The sequence below is a fragment of the Curtobacterium sp. USHLN213 genome, assembly GCF_037144815.1.
Classification (GTDB): domain Bacteria; phylum Actinomycetota; class Actinomycetes; order Actinomycetales; family Microbacteriaceae; genus Curtobacterium.
In genome coordinates this window covers 253,367-270,589 of the sequence record NZ_JBBCYQ010000002.1, presented here as the reverse complement: position 1 = coordinate 270,589, position 17,223 = coordinate 253,367, and the positions used below count along the sequence as shown (strand labels likewise).

Below are 17,223 nucleotides of genomic sequence, written 5' to 3'. Positions count from 1 at the left end.
ACCCCTTCGACGGCGAAGGTCACCCAGGTTCTGGGAGCGCTCCCAGTCCGCACCGACCGAACGGGGTCGGAGGGTTCTGGGAGCGCTCCCAGAGTAAACGACACAATTCCTGCCGTGTCAACACGACCGTGCCGAACCAGGTATCCGACGTCGAACCAGCACCGACGCCCGATTCGACGTCGCGATCGTGGTTCGACGCCGTCCGACCGCCGATCCGCGGGTGTCCAGCCGCTATCGTTGCCGCATGTCCGCCCGTTCCCGCGCCACGATCCAGGACGTCGCCGACGAGGCCGGACTCTCCCGCGGGACCGTCTCCCGCGTGCTCAACGACGAACCGTACGTGTCACCCAGGGCCCGCGAAGCCGTGCAGGACGCCGTCCGTCGCGTCGGCTACGTGCGGAGCGCCGCCGCACGCAGTCTCGTCACCCGGCGGTCCGGCGCCGTGGCGCTCATCGTGCACGAGCCGAGCGTCCAGGTGCTCGACGACCCGAACATCGGCAACATCCTCATCGGCACGAACGCCGTCCTGTCCGAGGCGGACCAGCAGCTCGTCACGATCATGGTCGACTCCGCCCGCGACAACGAGCGCGTCGTGGAGTACCTGCGCGGCGGCTTCGTCGACGGCGCGATCGTGCTCTCCGCCCGCGACGGCGACCCCGTCACCCGGGCGATCGAGCAGATCGGGCTGCCGGCGTGCTTCGTCGGCCACCCGTCCGACGCCCCGAACACCTCGTGGATCGGCATCGACAACCGCGCCGCGGCCGAGCAGATCACCCGCCGACTCGTGGACACCGGCCGCCGACGCATCGGCATGCTCGCGTCCGGCCTCGACCGCGACTCCGGCCAGGATCGCTTGGCGGGGTTCACCGCGGCGCTCGGCGACCGCTTCGACCCCGGGCTCGTCGCACGGAACCCGCTCTTCAGCTACACCGCCGGGGTCGAGGGCATGCGCGAGCTGCTCGACCGGGCACCGGACGTCGACGGGGTCTTCGCGGCGTCGGACGCCGTGGCCGCCGGCGCGATGGACGTCCTGCAGCGTGCCGGTCGGTCGGTCCCGGGGGACGTCGGCGTGGTGGGCTTCGACGACAGCGCGTGGGCACTCCGGTGCGACCCGCCGCTCTCGACCGTCCGGCAGCCCGCCCGGACCCTGGGCGAGCACGCGGCGCGGCAGGTGCTCGAGCAGATCGCGGGGACGGACGACACCCCGCGCGGGTTCGTCCTGCCCACCGAGGTGGTCTGGCGCGGCAGCGCCTGACACCCCCGAGCGGATCGCGCAGCGCCGGTCAGCGCCACGTCCGCGCGACGACCCACCCGGTGCCGTCCGGCGCGACGTCGACCACCACCACGTCGTCCTCGCCGTCGTCCGCACTCACCTGGAACCGCCAGCCCACCGTGTGCTCCGGCGCGTGCGTCACCGCCGACGGCAGGTACTCCGCCGTCGCCGTCAGCCGCGTCGGGGTGTCGGAGACCCGCCACCGCCGTTCGCGCCAGACCATCCGGACCGGCACACCGCGGTACCACCACAGCGTGGCGACCTCCTGCGTCAGCATCATCTCGCCCTCCTCGTTCGAACGTGTGTTCGAATGGTAGACGACCCGACCGACGTCCGCGCGGCGTACTGTCCGGTGCATGCCCGCTCTCATCGACACGTTCACCCTGTCCAACGGCCTGCACATCCCGAAGATCGGGTTCGGCACCTGGCAGATCCCGTCCGGCGCCGACGCCTACGACGCCACCAAGTCCGCGCTCGACGCCGGCTACCGCCACATCGACACCGCACTGGCGTACGGCAACGAGGCCAGTGTCGGCGAGGCGATCCGCGACAGCGGCATCCCGCGCGACGAGCTCTTCATCACCACGAAGCTCCCGGCCGAGGTCAAGACCGCGTCCGGCGCGCGCGAGGCCTTCGACGAGTCCAGCCGCAACCTCGACCTCGGACACGTGGACCTGTACCTCGTGCACGCGCCGTGGCCCTGGAGCGACATGGGGTCGGACCACCGGGACGGCAACGTCGAGGTGTGGAAGGTCCTCGAGGAGGTCTACGACGCCGGCCGGACGAAGAGCATCGGCGTCTCGAACTTCGCCGTCGCCGACCTCGAGGACCTGCTCGGCCGCACCGACGTCGTCCCGCACGCCAACCAGATCCGCTGGTTCATCGGCAACACGCAGGACGAGACGACGGCCTTCGACCGCGAGCACGACATCCTCACCGAGGGGTACTCCCCGCTCGCCACCGGTGGGCTCCTCGACAACGAGCAGATCGCCGAGATCGCGGCGAAGTACGACAAGAGCGTCGCCCAGGTCGCGATCCGCTACCTGCTCGAGAAGGACGTCCTGCCGCTGCCGAAGTCGACCACGCCGTCCCGCATCGCCGCGAACGCCGACGTGGACTTCGTGCTGTCGGCCGAGGACGTCGCGACGCTCGACGCGCTCGAGGACACGACCGCCTGACGCAGCGCGGGAACACACGACCGGCCCCGCCGGTTGCACCACACGGTGCCGCAGCCAGCGGCACTCCCGAACCCAGGAGGCCACCATGACCACCACCGAAACCGCCATCCTCGCCGGCGGGTGTTTCTGGGGAGCGCAGCAGCTACTCCGTCGCCGTCCCGGTGTGATCAGCACGCGCGTCGGGTACTCCGGCGGCGACACCCCGAACGCCACCTACCGGAACCACGGCGACCACGCCGAGTCGGTCGAGATCGTCTTCGACCCGTCGCAGATCTCGTACCGCGACCTGCTCGAGTTCTTCTTCCAGATCCACGACCCGTCGACGAAGGACCGCCAGGGCAACGACGTCGGCCGCAGCTACCGCTCCGCGGTGTTCTACACGAACGACGAGCAGCGTGAGGTCGCCCTCGACACGATCGCCGACGTCGACGCGTCGGGCATCTGGCCGGGCAAGGTCGTCACCGAGGTCGAGCCCGCTGGCGACTTCTGGGAGGCCGAGGAGGAGCACCAGGACTACCTCGAGAAGCACCCGCACGGCTACACGTGCCACTTCGTGCGCCCGGGCTGGACGCTCCCGCGCCGCGACGAGGCCGTCAGCGCGAGCTAGCGCGTCCTGATCGGACGCGGCGGGTCAGCGCGACCCGCCGAGCAGTTCCAACCAGTCCCCGGGTAGGCGATCCGCCGGCCCGGGGACTGCCTGTTCCACGGGGTGGCTCGTCGGCGCCGCGAGCTCGACGCCCTCGAACGTGGAGTGGTCGCGGTAGTCGTACGACCACGTCTCGCCGGGCTCGTAGCTCTGGATGACCGCGTGCCCGGTCGCCTCCCAGTGCCGGGTGGCGTGGGTGTCCAGCGAGTCGTCGCAGCAGCCGACGTGGCCGCACGCGGCGCACCGGCGCAGGTGCACCCACCAGGACCCGGTGGCGTCGCACTCGACGCACCCGGGTCCGCTCGGTGCGACGTCGGGGTGGATCATCTCGGCGTGGTCCGTCATGGGACCATCCTGGCCCGGACGGAGCCCCGCGGCCAGGGTGCCGCCCGGACGCAGCCCCGCGGCCAGCGCGCCACCCGGACTCAGCCGCGCGGCACCAGCGCGTCGATGGCCGCGAGCTCCTCGTCGGTCAGTGGCGCACCATCGAGCGCGTCGAGCGTCCCGTCGAGCTGCCGGACGCTCGACGCCCCGACGAGCGCGGACGTGACCGCCGGCTGCCGGAGCACCCACGTGATGGCGAGCTGCGCGAGCGTCTGCCCACGGGACACGGCGATGTCGTTCAGGGCGCGCGCGGTCGTCAGGTACTCGTCGTCGATCCGGTCCGCGCCGAACCAGCGCCCCTCCGCCGCCCGCGACCCGACCGGCACCGAGCCGTCGAGGTAGCGGTCCGTCAGCAGCCCACCGGCCAGCGGGGAGAACACGATCGCGCCGGTCCCCAGACGGAGCAGCTCGTCGAAGAGCCCGTCCTCGGGGACCCGGTCGAACATGTTGTAGCGCGGCTGGTGGATGAGCAGGTGGATGTTCTCAGCGGCGAGCGCCTCGGCCGCGGCGGCCGTCTGCGCCGGGTCGTAGTTCGAGATGCCTGCGTAGAGCGCCTTGCCCGAGCGGACCGCGGTCACGAGGGCGCTGACGGTCTCCTCGATCGGGGTCTCGGGGTCCGGCCGGTGCGAGTAGAAGACGTCGACGTACTCGAGCCCGAGGCGTCCGAGCGACTGGTCGAGCGAGGCGAGCATGGACTTGCGCGAGCCCCAGTTGCCGTACGGACCGGGCCACATGTCGTAGCCGGCCTTCGTCGACACCACGATCTCGTCGCGGAACGGTCGGAGGTCCGACTCGAGGATGCGACCGAACTGCTCCTCGGCGGCTCCGGGCGGCGGGCCGTAGTTGTTCGCGAGGTCGAAGTGGGTGATCCCGCGGTCGAACGCGTGCAGCACGATGTCGCGCTGGGTCGTGAGGGCTCGGTCGGCGCCGAAGTTGTTCCAGAGCCCGAGGGAGATGCGGGGCAGGAGCAGGCCGCTCCTCCCGACGCGCTGGTACGGGAGTCGCTCGTAGCGGTCGTCGGCGGGGCGGTGGACGTCAGGCATCGTTGCTCGATCCGGTTCGTGAGGGGGTGGCGGGGTCCGGTGTCGACGCTAGCGGACTGCGGACGCGACCCGGTGACGGACGGGAGGTGGACCCCACCAGCCGGTTCCGGCGCACCGCGCCAGCGCGGTGACGGCTGTGCCTGGAGGGACGGTGCGGGCCCGACCCGCGCCTCCAGTCCGTCTCGTGGTGCGTCCACCGCCGGACGCGCGCGACGGGCGCGGTGCAGGACCGCTACGCCGTGCCGGCGTCGCGGGAGACCTCGTCGTGCGACTCGTCCTCGCGGCGCATCCGCAGCAGGCTCGCCCCGGTCGCCACGCCCATCGCCACGACGATGACCAGCAACGACACCCCGGTGCCGATCTCCGGCGCCCACTCGACGTGCTCCCCACCGTTGATGAACGGCAGCTCGTTGCCGTGCAGTGCGTGCAGCACGAGCTTCACGCCGATGAAGGCGAGGATCGCCGCGATCCCGTACTTGAGGTAGACCAGCCGCTCGAGCAACCCGCCGAGCAGGAAGTACAGCTGCCGCAGGCCCATCAGGGCGAAGACGTTCGCGGTGAACACGATGAACGCGCTCTCGGTGATGCCGAAGATCGCCGGGATCGAGTCGAGCGCGAACAGCAGGTCGGTCGTCCCGATCGCGATGAGGACCACCAGCAGCGGCGTGAAGTGCCGTGCGCCGTCCTGCACGATGCGGAACTTCATGCCGTCGTAGGTGTCGGTGATGCGGATCCGACGCCGGAGCAGCCGCACGATGAGGCTGTCCTTGTCATCGTCGTCGTCCTCGCCACGGAGCTGCTGGATCGCCGTCCACACCAGCCACGCGCCGAAGAGGTAGAAGATCCACGAGAAGTCCTCGATCAGACGGGCGCCGAGCAGGATGAAGACGCCGCGCAGGACCAGCGCGATGATGATGCCGAGCATGAGCACCTCCTGCTGGATCGCCTTCGGCACGGAGAACCGCGCCATGAGGATGACGAACACGAAGAGGTTGTCGATGCTCAGGCTGTACTCGGTCAACCAGCCCGCGAGGAACTGCCCGGCCGGTTCCCCACCGGCGAAGACGAACATCGCGACGGCGAACAGCAGCGCGAGGCCGACGTAGAGGCCCACCCACAGGCCGGACTCCTTGAGCGTCGGCACGTGCGGACGCCGCGCGACGACGAGGAGGTCGGCCAGCAGGATCGCCACGATGGCGATCAGGGAGCCGACTTCGAACACGGCCGGGAGCTCGAGCATCCGGGGCCTTCCTGGTTGGGGGCGTCGGGGACGTCCAAGCTTGCCACGCGCGCGGGCCGGCCCCGCACTCGACGGCGCGGTTCGTGACCGCCTCGACCCGGCGGGGTCAGCCCACGGGGTCCGCCTGCACGACCGGCGCACCATCGACGAACGTCAGTTCCGTCGCAGCGATGCACCACGTGTGTCCGTCGTCCGGGTTGCCCTGGAAGAACAGGTACTCGCGCCCGTCCTCGTCGCGGAAGAAGCCCGGGTGGCCGGACTCGGAGTGGTTCCACGCCCCCTCCGGCCCCGCCGGCACGAGCGGCTCGTCGGAGCCGCGGGTCCACGTCCGGCCGTCCGGGCTCGTCGCCCACCCGATCTGCTGCGGCTGGTTGTTGTACGCGCCCGCGTAGAACACCGTGAACGTCTCGCCGTCCCACCGCAGCGCCGGTGCCTCGATGCAGTCCTGCTCCCACGGCAGCTCCGGGGCCAGCGCCGGCCCGTCGATGGACAGCTGCTCCCAGTCGCCGCGGCCGTACGCGCTGCCCAACGGCGCTCGTGCCGTCCCGAACAACTGCGTCGTCATCGTCGGGTCCCGCGTCACCCACCCGAGCAGCAGCCAGTCGCCCGCGACCACCAGGTCCGCGTCGATCGCTCGGCCGCAGGTCCACTCCCCCGTCGGGCGGAACACCGGGTTCTCCGGGTTCGGCGTGAAGGTCAGGCCGTCGTCGCTGACCGCGTGGCAGATCGAGTCCTCGCGGCCGCGGCCGTAGGTCTGGAAGAACAGGTGGACGCGTCCGTCGATCACCACCGCGCCGGGCGCTGCCGCACCGCTGCGGTCGTACTCCCCGAACGACGGCAGCACGGCCACGGTCCGCCACGTGACGAGGTCGTCGCTCTCGGCGATGCCGACCGACCAGCCCTCCGGCTCGTCGTCGCTCGCGGACGGGAGCGAGCAGTACAGCAGGTACCGGCCGCCGAACCGGATGACGGAGGGGTCCTTCGCGTAGGGGCGGCCGCGGCGGGACGTGTCGCCCCAGGGGGCGCCGAGGAGGCGCACGGCCTGTGGCGTCGCGGCGGGGTCGGGTGCGGATGTCGGCATCGCTCCACTCTGCGCCCCGTCGGCGTGCGCGGACCAGCGTGACCGCTTGTCGGACTGGAGGCACGGCTGGCGTCCGGTGTCGCGCCTCCTGTCCGGTGGTCCGACCGTCGCGTCTCGTCCTTCGCGCGCCTCGCACTGGGGCTCGCAGACGGGGCTCGTCGTCTGCCTGGATGGGTCCATGGCGACCGACCACACGACCGGCGCAGGCGCGTCCGCGCAGCGCGAGTACGACCGGCGCAGGGCGCGCGACGAAGCGACGATCCGCTCGACGTGGGGCGAGGGGCGGATCGGCACGATCGCCGTCGCACTCTCGAGCGAGCACTGAGCCGACGACGGGACGAACGCACCGAAGCACATCAATCGACGCGCTCACGAAGACCTGCGAGTGAGCGAACGGGAACGGTGACGAGGTCTCGAGCTGTGGCCGCATCAGCCAGGCCGTCCGCGACGTGCACGACGCCGCACCACTAACACTCTTCGGCGACGAACAGGCGGCACCCATGACTGAGGCCGTTCCTCGTCGGCGCCGATAGCGGCCTCCTATGTCACATCAGCAACGTAGACCTCGACGTTGTGCCATTCGATTAAGAAGTGATGACAACGGGCGTCTCAATTTGTTGCGATACAGGGGTCCACAAGTCTACCTCAACAGAGGGTGCTTCAATACTAACTACCAGCGAGTACTCGACGCCTCGATCGCTCTGATCGTATCGCGGGCGGTCTTTCCACCAGCCCGCAACCGGATACACGGCAATCGCACCCTTGCTTGCCAAGTCAATCGCCGGCCCAGTCCAGATGTCGGTATGAAGAGACCCAGCAGACTGCTGCTGGTTACTGCCGAACCACCATCCCACCTCAGTGTCTAGCGACGCTGGCTTCGCGCCGGCGTCTCGGGCGCGCTTATTAATTCGCTTCCGAAAGTTTTCGACGCTATCCTCTGGGCGCTTCGTCGCAAACCGAAGACCGTGAGAAGGGTACCGATAACGGCCGGTCCACCCGCGGTCCGAGGGATTAGGTTCCACGAAGTAGGATAGCGTGACGCGCAAACGGACGTCGGTGTTTCCTAGGTCCTGCAATTGTTCCGTCGGCCATGGAAGTTCGTGCAGGTTCATTTGACGCACCTTCCCCTTTGCGGTATTTCCCTCCCGCTCATAAGGCTGTATGCGAGCTTCAGCGACCAGAGTTAGGGCATCTGTTGCGCTCCTCAACGCTCGATTTAAGCTGGGCACACCCATGCCATATCGTCGCAACAACATCGAACGAGCTGTTTTAGCTTCATCCTGGTTGAATTGAGCAAGCATTGCTGGCGTCCACTCCGCGGAGTGCACGACCAGCGCTCGGATCGTTTCGGGACGAAGACCCGGGTAATTAGCCTGCACGTCCGCGGCGATCGAAGCTACCTGCGCAGTGGCGGCTGACGTATCGCGCGTCGTCGTGAAGTATCCTCCGCCAGGCTCTTGAAGCCGTGTCGTGAGGACCGCGAGGTTCTCTGGAGTGTCCACACTTGACCCGTCGGGCGAGGAAGCAACATTCCCGCCTTCCGCAACAACGTCCGGCTTGAAAGGCCACTTCGACTTATCGAAGAGTAGTGACGTTCGACTCACAGGGGACAGTTCACCGCGCGGAGCTATCGGCGTGTAACCAGAGAATGCCGGGTGCGCGCCCGACATGTCATCCCGTTCCGTATATGCACCCACAGCGAGGGCGTTCCACGCCTGCGCAGGGTCTTCAACCTGCTCCAGATCGCTCCTGTCTAGGTGATTGTCGGTGGCATCCAGATCGACAATGTTTCCCGCCGATATGACGAAGAGGCGCGGCGTAGGAGGCTCGTCCCGATCTAGATAGGTCAACTTCGCGTCAGTGTCGTCGATCGCTCGACCAAAGGCCAGCGCATCGATAGTTGCCGACCACGAGGTTGGCTTACCGGCCTCGTACCGCTCCAGCTGTGTGGGGTCAGCGCCGGACGGACGCTTCGGCCGCGGCGCGGTGACCGCGAGCATAAACACTCGCCGCCTCCCCGGAGCTTCGATTTCAGGACGATCAATCGAACGTGCCGTGATCGCTCCATAAATGTCACGGCTATTCGACCCTTGGTCGGGCAAGATCTTGACCGATTCGAGTCGGTGTTGCAGAGCCACATCATGTTCGCTCAGCACCGCGGCTTGAAGGTCGCCGTAAAGTGCAAGGCCGGCCATCTCAGTCCCATGGCCTAGAACGGCGCGAAGGAGCCAAGCCGGGTCTGCGACGTGCTCGTCGGACGCGTGGAGAGAGTTGACAAGCAGCGGATGCGTGCGGTGCACGCCAGTGTCCAGAATGCATACTGACGGTGCATCAGGGCCTGCAGGACGTACCCGGCCCTCCAACTCGCGCACCCAATCGATTTGCTCGGTTGCAGGCAGACTTGGCAGGAGACTCGCCACGTCATGGGGCCGCCGTAGTTCCGCTATGTCATCGAGCGATTCGAACGCTTCGGATAATTGAGCAAGCGTCGCACGCACTAATACGACAGTCCGCTCGGCGAATCCGAGGTAGTGAGGACTCGTGCTTAACCCAAGCACTTCCGTGAAATTGGTGAAACGCGCCAGCTCGCCCCCGTCTCGGCGACGGAGCCACACCTCCCACCAATGTGCTTGCCCGTCAGTAGGGTACAACTCGTAGGGATCGGTCCACAGCTCTCGCAGCGTCGCTCGCCGGATTTCTCGAATCCCCTCGACAAGCTTGGCGTTTTTCAGTGATTTAGTTTCTAGGGATTCAACATAAGCGTCGAGGCGGTTGAAGAAGTATTCGCGCTTTCCATCTGGGATGTAGACGGTAGCCACCTGAGCGACACCCTCGTTGGTCGAATCACGACCTACAGAAATCAACTCGGGCTGCGCCCCCGACCCCTGCGGGTCGAGGCTCTCGAGGGCGAGTTCAAAACCTGGGAAGGAGACAAAGGTTACATATGTGCCACGGTCGATCGGTTCATCGTTCTCCGGCGGCAGCGCGTCCTCGAGTTCGCGCCGAAGGAGTCTGCCGTGCGCACGTCGATCGCCACTGAACAACACCGGATCACCGCCACCCCCGCCACTGCTGAGTGTGAACGGTTCATATGCGGGCGGATTGGGTACAACTACGTGCCGCCGGTCTCGTTCGGCCATACCCTTACAGATTCTCCTGGGTTCGATCGAGCGGACGTGGTCGATGTTCGAGCGCGACCACTAGATCATCGGTTCGTACTTGCGCTCGCCCTGAAAGAATAGTTCGCTTGGCTGCGTTCTCGGCAGCAAGTGCTATCTCAGCGTGACTGAGTCCCTGCGCTGCAGCCTCAACTCTTTTCCAGCTCAAGTTGCCCGTTCGGAAGGATGACAACCTGTTTTTCACTATAGCCGCCACGAGCCCCGAGTCAGGTAGTGGGAAGGTCAGAACAGTGTCGAATCGGCGAAAAATGGCCGGATCTAACAGCTGAGCATGGTTCGTTGCGGCAACGATAAGACTGTCAGAGGGATCGTCTTCGAGGAACTGAAGGAAGGAATTCAAAACACGTCGAATCTCACCCACGTCATTACTCGCTGCACGGTCGCCAGCGAGGGCGTCGACTTCGTCGAATAGGTAAACACCACGCACTTCCACGAGGGCATCAAATATGAGACGCAGCTTCGCAGCTGTCTCTCCCATGAATTTCGTGATGATTGTATCGAGGCGGATGGCAAACAGTGGCAGACCGAGTTCCCCCGCAAGCACGCGGGCAGTGGACGTCTTGCCAGTCCCGGGAGGACCAATTAGGAGAAGGCGACGAGCTGGCTTCAACCCGTGCCGACCGAGCACATCTCGTTGGCGTTGTTCAAGTAGCACGTGCTCAAGGCGATCAGAGACATCTTTGGGTAACACTAAGTCCGACGCCCGGGCGCTCGGGTAGGAGACTGACAACAGCGAAGCCAGCTCTCCCCGCGGTTGAGAAACGGGTACTACAGATGCCACACGAGCGGAGGCCACTTGGCGCTGCCGCAGGTCATCCACCATGTCGCGCAGTTCGCGAGCAAACTTCTCGTTACCTGCACGTGCCGCCTTCGCGGCCACTTGCATAGCCACCGAGTAGAACTGCGGGTCATCCCGATCGGCATGGCTTTGTACGAGCGCCTTGAACTGGTCGTTGGTCGCCAACGTCCGCCCCCTTCGCGCTCCAGTACCTTCACCCGGCCTACCGAGCGATGCGCCAAGTCTACGTGCGTACCGTCGAGACCCCTGCAAGCACGCGGTCCGGGTTCATCAGCCCTTCCCCTACGAAGGGGTTCGCGCTGCTCTGGGGTATAGCCCAGAGCGACGGTCGCGGCCAGCCCTGGACATGCTGTTCTGGCGTCCCGCTCGGCACCTTGCCGCACATCTGGGCACTGGTCTACATATTGTGCAACGCCAACCAACGGCGGCGCTCGACTCGCCACGTACGCTCGTGAAACAAGCGAGTGGATCTGAGCATCAGCCCGGGAGGAACCCCGACATGCAGCCCTGCCGAGGAGATGGCGGTCACGAGAGGGGCGGACTGAAGCGGTGGATGGAGGGCCTGCACCGGAGCCACTTCCACGAACGAAGAAAACCCCCGCGTGAACGGGGGTTTTCTGTGGCGGTACCGGTGGGATTTGAACCCACGGTGGAGTTGCCCCCACACATGTTTTCGAGACATGATCCTTCGGCCGCTCGGACACGGTACCGGGAAAGAGTTTACACGATCCAGGAGGCGCGACGCACCACCGCGCGTCGGCTCCCCCTCCACAGGTGTCCGGTCCCGGACGCCCGTCCACGGCCCGGTCGGGACGGATCGCCTCCCGAAGAAGTCCGCGTAACGTCCACCGCATGAGATCTCGCACGCTCATCGCACTGCTGTCGTCGGTCGTCGGCGGCCTCACCGTCCTCGGGGGCGCTGCCTTCGGCGCCCGGGCAGGCGTCCGTGGCCAGCGCGCCGCCGCCCGTCGCGTCGGCGAGCTGCTGCCCGTGCACGCCGACTGGTGGCGCGAGCGTTTGCAGCACGAAGGGCAGATCACGTACCTCGCGATCGGTGACTCGGCAGCGCAGGGCGTCGGTGCGAGCGAACCCCACCGGGGGTACGTGGGGCTGCTCGCCCGCCGGATCCGACACCGCTCCCGGTCGTCAGTCCGCGTGGTGAACCTCAGCGTGTCCGGCTCGACGACGTGGGGCGCTCGGAAGGACCAACTGCCGAAGCTCCGCAACTACACGCCCGACATCTGCACCGTGTCGATCGGCGCGAACGACATCGCCGACTTCCACCCCGACAAGTTCGAGCGGAACATCCGCGACATCTACGGCGCGGTCCCGTCGCACGCGATCGTCGCAGAGCTGCCGTGCATGTTCGTCCCGGACCGTGAGCGCAAGGTCGCCGTGGCGAACGAGATCGTGCACCGCGTGGCCGAGGAGTTCGGGCTCACGGTCGCGCCGCTGCACACCATCACCAAGCGGGTCGGTCTGCGCCGGACGTTCTTCAACAGCTACGGCGACCTGTTCCACCCGAACGACCGTGGGTACGAGATCTGGGCGAGCGCGTTCGAACCCGCGGTCGATGCTCGGGTCGACGTCGTCGCCGCGATCCGGCACTACCTGTCCGCCCGTGAAGCCGAGGACCTCGGCGCCGGAGCCGGAGCGGTGGCGACCGCCCGGGCCGAGCAGGACACCGAGGGCGCCGAGGCTCTCGACCACGCCGAGCGCCCCGGCCGCATCGACCGCCTTCGGCAGCGCATGACCGGGTCGGTCACCCTGCCCGACGCCGGACCCGACACGCGCCCCGACGGTCCGGACGACCGCGCGGGTGATGTCGGCGGCACCGCCTAGCCTGGCGATCATGGCGCGCGCTCAGTCCCTCTACCGCTGCACCGAGTGCGGCTGGACCAGCATCAAGTGGGTCGGCCGCTGCGGCGAGTGCCAGTCCTGGGGCACGGTCGAGGACTCCACTGCGGCCACGGCCAGTACCCGGGGAACCGCCTCGGTTGCGGTCACGGGCAACCGCGTGGCACGGCCCATCACCGAATCCCGCGGAACAACGGTCCAGCGCTGGCAGACCGGCATCGGCGAGTTCGACCGCGTCCTCGGCGGCGGAGTGGTCCCGGGTGCGGCGGTCCTACTGTCCGGCGAGCCCGGCGTCGGGAAGTCCACGCTCCTGCTCGAGGTCGCTTCACGAGCGGCAGCGACCGGCAAGCGCGTGCTCTACGTCAGCGCCGAGGAATCCGTCGACCAGGTCCGGCTCCGCGCCGAACGCACCGGGGCGATGCACGACGACCTCTACCTGGCGAGCGAGGTCGACCTCGGCGTCATCCTCGGCCAGATCGACCAGGTCAAGCCGGACCTCCTCATCGCCGACTCGGTGCAGACCATCTCGTCGAGCTCGATCGACGGCATCGCCGGTGGCACGTCCCAGGTGCGCGAAGTTGCCTCCACGCTGATCCGCGTCGCGAAGGACCGGGCACTCCCGGTCCTCATCGTCGGCCACGTGACGAAGGACGGCACGATCGCCGGACCCCGACTCCTCGAACACCTCGTCGACGTCGTGTGCCACTTCGAGGGCGATCGGCAGACCGCACTCCGGTTCGTCCGTGCGCTCAAGAACCGCTTTGGCCCCACGGACGAGGTCGGCTGCTTCGACATGGCCGGCGACGGCATCCACGAGGTCCCCGACCCCAGTGGCCTCTTCATGTCGAAGAACGGCGCGCCGGTGTCCGGTACGTGCGTGACCGTCGCGCTCGAGGGACGCCGAGCGCTCCCGGTCGAGGTGCAGGCACTCGTCGTCCCGACCTCGGCGCCCCAGCCGCGCCGGGTCGTCAACGGCGTCGACTCGTCCCGCGTGGCGATGCTGCTCGCGGTGCTCGAACGTCGCGCCGGCCTGAAGCTGTCGGATGCCGACGTCTACGTCTCCACGGTGGGCGGCATGAAGCTCACCGAGCCCGGCGCGGACCTCGCCATCGCTCTGGCCCTGGCGAGTGCCGCCCGCGACCGCCCGTACCCGCACACGCTGGCGGCGGTCGGCGAGATCAGCCTCGCGGGCGAGATCCGCCCGACCACCGGCACGAAACAGCGCGCAAGCGAAGCCGCACGCCTCGGGTTCACGACCGTGCTCGGCGCGGACGCCCAGCACCTCCGCGAAGCACTGCGGGTCGCGTTCTCCCTGGCCGCGAACGAGCGGGAGCGCGAACTCGACCGAGCGTTCTGACCGATCACGGCAGCACCGATCACGGCAGAGCCGGCGGTGCGACACGCCGCCGAACGACGCACACGCAAGCGGGAGTCAGGCTCGGAGCGCCGCCAGCAGGTCCTCGGGCGTCGCCTGCATCGTGTGCGGGCCTGCGATGTCGAAGAAGACGCCCTCGAGCGAGTCCAGGTGCGCCGCGATGAACTCCTCGAGCCGCGGTCCGTCGTAGACCATCACCTGCCGGACCTTCTCGTCCGGCACCATCGCCGTGTACGCGTCCGCCGACGAGAACAGCAGCAGGATGCGCTTGTCGGAGCCCTCACGCCCGAACACCCGCACCTGCATGTCCTTCTTGCCGGTGACGAGCCGGGGGACGATCACGATGTCGTTGCGGAGCGCGAAGGCCACCGCCGCGACGTCCTGCTTCTCGAGCGCCGCCTCGAGCTGTTCGCTCCGGAAACGCTGTTCCTTGTCTGCCATCGGGACCCAGTCCACCAGATTCATCGACGTTCGGCGACTTCGGCTCTTCCCTTGTGGCCACAAGACTGTAGATTGGTACCAACCGCTTCGGCGGGAGTCCATCGTTCTTCCGGTGCACAGCACCTCGAGCGCCATCGGTCACTGGCCTTCCCCGGCCGCCTGGCCCCGAACCCGTTCTACCGGCCCCATGCCCGCAGGACGCATCGATCTGACGACATCCGTCGGTGGATCGGCGGTAGCGAATACCGCATCGCAAGGCAGTCGACTGCAGATGTCGACTGGCAAGAAAGTAAGGAACGCCATCATGGCATCGACCGGCACCGTCAAGTGGTTCAACAACGAAAAGGGCTTCGGCTTCATCGCCCCGGACGACGGCTCCGCTGACGTCTTCGCTCACTTCTCCGCGATCGCTGGCAACGGCTACAAGTCGCTCGAGGAGAACCAGAAGGTGGAGTTCGACATCACCGAGGGTCGCAAGGGCCCGCAGGCGGAGAACATCTCCGTCATCGGCTGATCTCCTCCAGCCCGAACGGGCCCGTCGTCCTCGTGACGACGGGCCCGTTCCCGTTCCACGACACGGTTACAGCACCGAGGACCGTGGCCTCGAGGTCTCCCCGGACAAGCGAAAACCCCCCTGACAAGCGAAAACCCCCGGAGATCCGGGGGTGTGACGCCGATCGGGCATTCCCAATCCACTTGCCTTCATCGTAGTAGGGGGAGCACCGCCGGACTACCCGAGGATGAACTGCACCGACGCCTTCGACTCGATGTTCCCCACCGCCACCTCCAGGTGGTAGCTCGCACCCCCACCGGTGACCGACGGCCGTGACGAGTCGCACGTCGACGTCGACGATCGCGTCCGGTCCCAGGCGATCGCCGGCGTGGTCAGGGTCTGCCCGGCCTTGATCGTGACGTCCTGGTTGGTCCCACCGGTCTGGCAGTCCTTCGACGACCAGTACTGCTCCTCGCCGGACGAGATCGTGAGGACCTGTTGGGACGACCCGAGGTCCATGTGGCACGAGTTCGACCCGGTGTTCTTGATCGACATGGCGATCTTCGGGTCCTCGGTGGGGCCGTACGAGGTCTTGTCGACGACGGGCGTGAGCTCGATCTGTTCCTTCGCACACGTCGACCCGTCCTTGGCCGACGCCGACGCCGACGCCGAAGACGAGGCCGAGGCCGACCCCGACGACGAGGCCGACCCCGAGGGCGAAGCGGCTGCAGAGGGCGTGGCACGCGGCGACGACGACGACCCGGCAGACGATGCGGAGGCGGAAGTGGGAGAAGAACCCGGGTCAGCAGACGCCCCACCCCGCCCGACCACGATCAGCACGACGACGACCACGATCAGCAGCAGCACCCCGATGACCATCGCACGACGGCGCCAGTAGACGCCCGGCTTCTCGGGCCCGACGGGGTGACGGAACGACGACATGCGCACAGGGTAGACAACGGCGCGAGCCCGACGAGGGAACCCCGCCGGAGGGCAGGCGAAAGCGTCAGAGGATCTTCAGCATGCGGGTGTTGCCGAGCGTGTTCGGCTTCACCCGTGCGAGGTCGAGGAACTCCGCGACCCCTTCGTCCGACGACCGGACGAGCTCGGCGTACACCTCGGGCGAGACGACGCTCTCGCCGATCTCGAGGTACCCGTGCTTCGTGAAGAAGTCGACCTCGAACGTGAGGCAGAAGATGCGGGCGACGCCGAGTTCGCGAGCGTCGTGCTCCAGTGCCTCGAGCATGCGGTGGCCGACGCGCTTGTGGATCCAGTCGGCGTCGAGGGCGAGCGTGCGCACCTCGGCGATGTCGTCCCAGAACACGGCGAGCGCACCGCACCCGATCGGGACGCCGTCGGGGCCCTCGGCGATCCGGAACTGCTGGATCGAACCGTAGAGCGCGACGTTCTCCTTGCCGAGCAGGATCCGCCGGTCGACGTAGGGCGAGATGAGCCGCTGGATGTGCGGGACGTCCGACGCCAGGGCCGGGCGCACCAGGATGCCGTGCTCGTCACGTTCGTGGAACGCGTGCTTCCCGTGCTCAGTCATCTCCCTCACACTAGTGCGCCCCGGGGGACAGGCCCCTGTACGGCGCCCAGCCGTGGCCGCCTACCGTCCGGGTCATGCCTCAGATCATCGAAACCGTCGACGTGAACGTCCCCGTCGCAGCTGCCTACGGCCAGTGGACCCGCTTCGAGGAGTTCCCCGAGTTCCTCGACGAGGTCGAGAAGATCGTCCAGGTCGACGACAAGACCACCGACTGGACCGTGAAGGTCGCCGGCCAGGAGCGCGAGTTCCGTGCACTCATCACCGAGCAGCACCCCGACGAGCGGGTCGCGTGGACGGTCAAGGACGGCGAGACCGACCACGCCGGCGTCGTCACCTTCCACAAGCTGTCCGACGACGAGACCCGCGTCACCGCGCAGATCGACTGGGAGCCGTCCGGCTTCCTCGAGAAGCTCGGCGCAGCGGTCGGCGTCGGCGGTCACGCCATCAAGAAGGACCTACAGAACTACAAGGAGCGCGTCGAGTCGGCGCCCACCGACACCGGGTGGCGGGGCGACGTGCAGGCCTGACCAGGCCGACGCACGAGAGCGCGACCACGGTCGGGACGGGAGGCGCAGTGCCAGCTGGCAGCGCGCCTCCCGTCCGTCGTCGGCTCGCGACCACCGCACGGCGCAACCCGCCTGTTCGGCATCCCCCCACGAAATGCCGACCTGACGAACGGGCACGC

General features: G+C 67.6%; 18 protein-coding genes and 1 tRNA gene. 8 read left to right on the top strand and 11 right to left on the bottom strand.

The annotated features are described in order from the left end of the window. The first annotated feature begins 244 nt into the window (after positions 1 to 244). Positions 245 to 1,255 (top strand): LacI family DNA-binding transcriptional regulator, encoded by a 1,011-nt coding sequence (locus WFH25_RS03910; RefSeq protein ID WP_175473741.1) that lies wholly within the window; start codon positions 245 to 247, stop codon positions 1,253 to 1,255. Between the two features lie 28 nt (positions 1,256 to 1,283). Here the strand turns inward: WFH25_RS03910 and WFH25_RS03905 are convergent, their stop codons facing one another. Then, a complete protein-coding gene (locus WFH25_RS03905) occupies positions 1,284 to 1,553 on the bottom strand; it encodes a hypothetical protein (protein ID WP_336696868.1) in 270 nt (89 codons plus the stop codon). A gap of 76 nt (positions 1,554 to 1,629) precedes the next feature. On the opposite strand from WFH25_RS03905, the gene WFH25_RS03900 reads away from it, so the two are divergent. Further along, positions 1,630 to 2,451: an aldo/keto reductase gene (locus tag WFH25_RS03900; RefSeq protein WP_336696867.1), complete on the top strand. Its 822-nt coding sequence runs from the start codon at positions 1,630 to 1,632 to the stop codon at positions 2,449 to 2,451. 85 nt (positions 2,452 to 2,536) lie between these two features. Beyond that, positions 2,537 to 3,058, top strand: a complete 522-nt coding sequence (msrA, locus tag WFH25_RS03895; RefSeq protein ID WP_092387936.1) for a peptide-methionine (S)-S-oxide reductase MsrA — start codon at positions 2,537 to 2,539, stop codon at positions 3,056 to 3,058. Between the two features lie 24 nt (positions 3,059 to 3,082). Here the strand turns inward: msrA and WFH25_RS03890 are convergent, their stop codons facing one another. The 4 genes from WFH25_RS03890 to WFH25_RS03875 form a co-directional block, all read right to left on the bottom strand. Continuing rightward, positions 3,083 to 3,442, bottom strand: a complete 360-nt coding sequence (locus WFH25_RS03890) for a UBP-type zinc finger domain-containing protein (RefSeq protein ID WP_229085849.1) — start codon at positions 3,440 to 3,442, stop codon at positions 3,083 to 3,085. An 80-nt stretch (positions 3,443 to 3,522) separates the two neighbouring features. Next, a complete protein-coding gene (locus WFH25_RS03885; protein ID WP_336696866.1) occupies positions 3,523 to 4,524 on the bottom strand; it encodes an aldo/keto reductase in 1,002 nt (333 codons plus the stop codon). A gap of 232 nt (positions 4,525 to 4,756) precedes the next feature. Beyond that, positions 4,757 to 5,764, bottom strand: a complete 1,008-nt coding sequence (locus WFH25_RS03880) for a TerC/Alx family metal homeostasis membrane protein (RefSeq protein ID WP_071296470.1) — start codon at positions 5,762 to 5,764, stop codon at positions 4,757 to 4,759. Between the two features lie 106 nt (positions 5,765 to 5,870). After that, positions 5,871 to 6,845 (bottom strand): family 43 glycosylhydrolase, encoded by a 975-nt coding sequence (locus WFH25_RS03875; protein WP_336696865.1) that lies wholly within the window; start codon positions 6,843 to 6,845, stop codon positions 5,871 to 5,873. Between the two features lie 178 nt (positions 6,846 to 7,023). Here WFH25_RS03875 and WFH25_RS03870 point away from each other — a divergent pair, with 178 nt between their 5' ends. Beyond that, the gene (locus WFH25_RS03870; RefSeq protein ID WP_336696864.1) at positions 7,024 to 7,170 is read left to right on the top strand and encodes a hypothetical protein; all 147 of its coding nucleotides are present in this window, start codon (positions 7,024 to 7,026) and stop codon (positions 7,168 to 7,170) included. 259 nt (positions 7,171 to 7,429) lie between these two features. Here WFH25_RS03870 and WFH25_RS03865 read toward each other — a convergent pair whose 3' ends face one another. The 3 genes from WFH25_RS03865 to WFH25_RS03855 form a co-directional block, all read right to left on the bottom strand. Further along, positions 7,430 to 9,985, bottom strand: coding sequence for a S8 family peptidase (locus tag WFH25_RS03865; RefSeq protein WP_336696863.1), 2,556 nt, complete (start codon positions 9,983 to 9,985; stop codon positions 7,430 to 7,432). 4 nt (positions 9,986 to 9,989) lie between these two features. After that, positions 9,990 to 10,988, bottom strand: coding sequence for an AAA family ATPase (locus WFH25_RS03860; RefSeq protein WP_336696862.1), 999 nt, complete (start codon positions 10,986 to 10,988; stop codon positions 9,990 to 9,992). Positions 10,989 to 11,443: 455 nt separating this feature from the next. Beyond that, a tRNA-Ser gene (locus WFH25_RS03855) sits at positions 11,444 to 11,533 on the bottom strand. Positions 11,534 to 11,675: 142 nt separating this feature from the next. Between WFH25_RS03855 and WFH25_RS03850 the strand changes: the two genes are divergently transcribed. After that, positions 11,676 to 12,665 carry an SGNH/GDSL hydrolase family protein gene (locus WFH25_RS03850; RefSeq protein ID WP_092387910.1) on the top strand — a complete coding sequence of 330 codons (990 nt, stop codon included), beginning with the start codon at positions 11,676 to 11,678 and terminating at the stop codon, positions 12,663 to 12,665. A 10-nt stretch (positions 12,666 to 12,675) separates the two neighbouring features. Then, entirely contained in the window at positions 12,676 to 14,037 is a 1,362-nt protein-coding gene (gene radA / locus WFH25_RS03845) for a DNA repair protein RadA (RefSeq protein ID WP_336696861.1), read from the top strand. Between the two features lie 75 nt (positions 14,038 to 14,112). On the opposite strand, the gene WFH25_RS03840 is transcribed toward radA, so the two are convergent. Continuing rightward, entirely contained in the window at positions 14,113 to 14,496 is a 384-nt protein-coding gene (locus WFH25_RS03840) for an SseB family protein (RefSeq protein ID WP_071296496.1), read from the bottom strand. Between the two features lie 304 nt (positions 14,497 to 14,800). Between WFH25_RS03840 and cspE the strand changes: the two genes are divergently transcribed. Then, positions 14,801 to 15,010, top strand: a complete 210-nt coding sequence (gene cspE / locus WFH25_RS03835) for a transcription antiterminator/RNA stability regulator CspE (RefSeq protein WP_022907629.1) — start codon at positions 14,801 to 14,803, stop codon at positions 15,008 to 15,010. A 216-nt stretch (positions 15,011 to 15,226) separates the two neighbouring features. Here cspE and WFH25_RS03830 read toward each other — a convergent pair whose 3' ends face one another. Both WFH25_RS03830 and WFH25_RS03825 read right to left on the bottom strand, forming a co-directional pair. Then, complete coding sequence (locus WFH25_RS03830; RefSeq protein ID WP_336696860.1) at positions 15,227 to 15,931, bottom strand: hypothetical protein; 705 nt, start codon at positions 15,929 to 15,931, stop codon at positions 15,227 to 15,229. Between the two features lie 64 nt (positions 15,932 to 15,995). Continuing rightward, on the bottom strand, positions 15,996 to 16,538 hold the full coding sequence (locus WFH25_RS03825; protein ID WP_070417309.1) for an amino-acid N-acetyltransferase: 543 nt from the start codon (positions 16,536 to 16,538) through the stop codon (positions 15,996 to 15,998). A 74-nt stretch (positions 16,539 to 16,612) separates the two neighbouring features. On the opposite strand from WFH25_RS03825, the gene WFH25_RS03820 reads away from it, so the two are divergent. Continuing rightward, on the top strand, positions 16,613 to 17,065 hold the full coding sequence (locus tag WFH25_RS03820; RefSeq protein WP_070417310.1) for an SRPBCC family protein: 453 nt from the start codon (positions 16,613 to 16,615) through the stop codon (positions 17,063 to 17,065). The last annotated feature ends 158 nt before the right edge of the window (positions 17,066 to 17,223 follow it).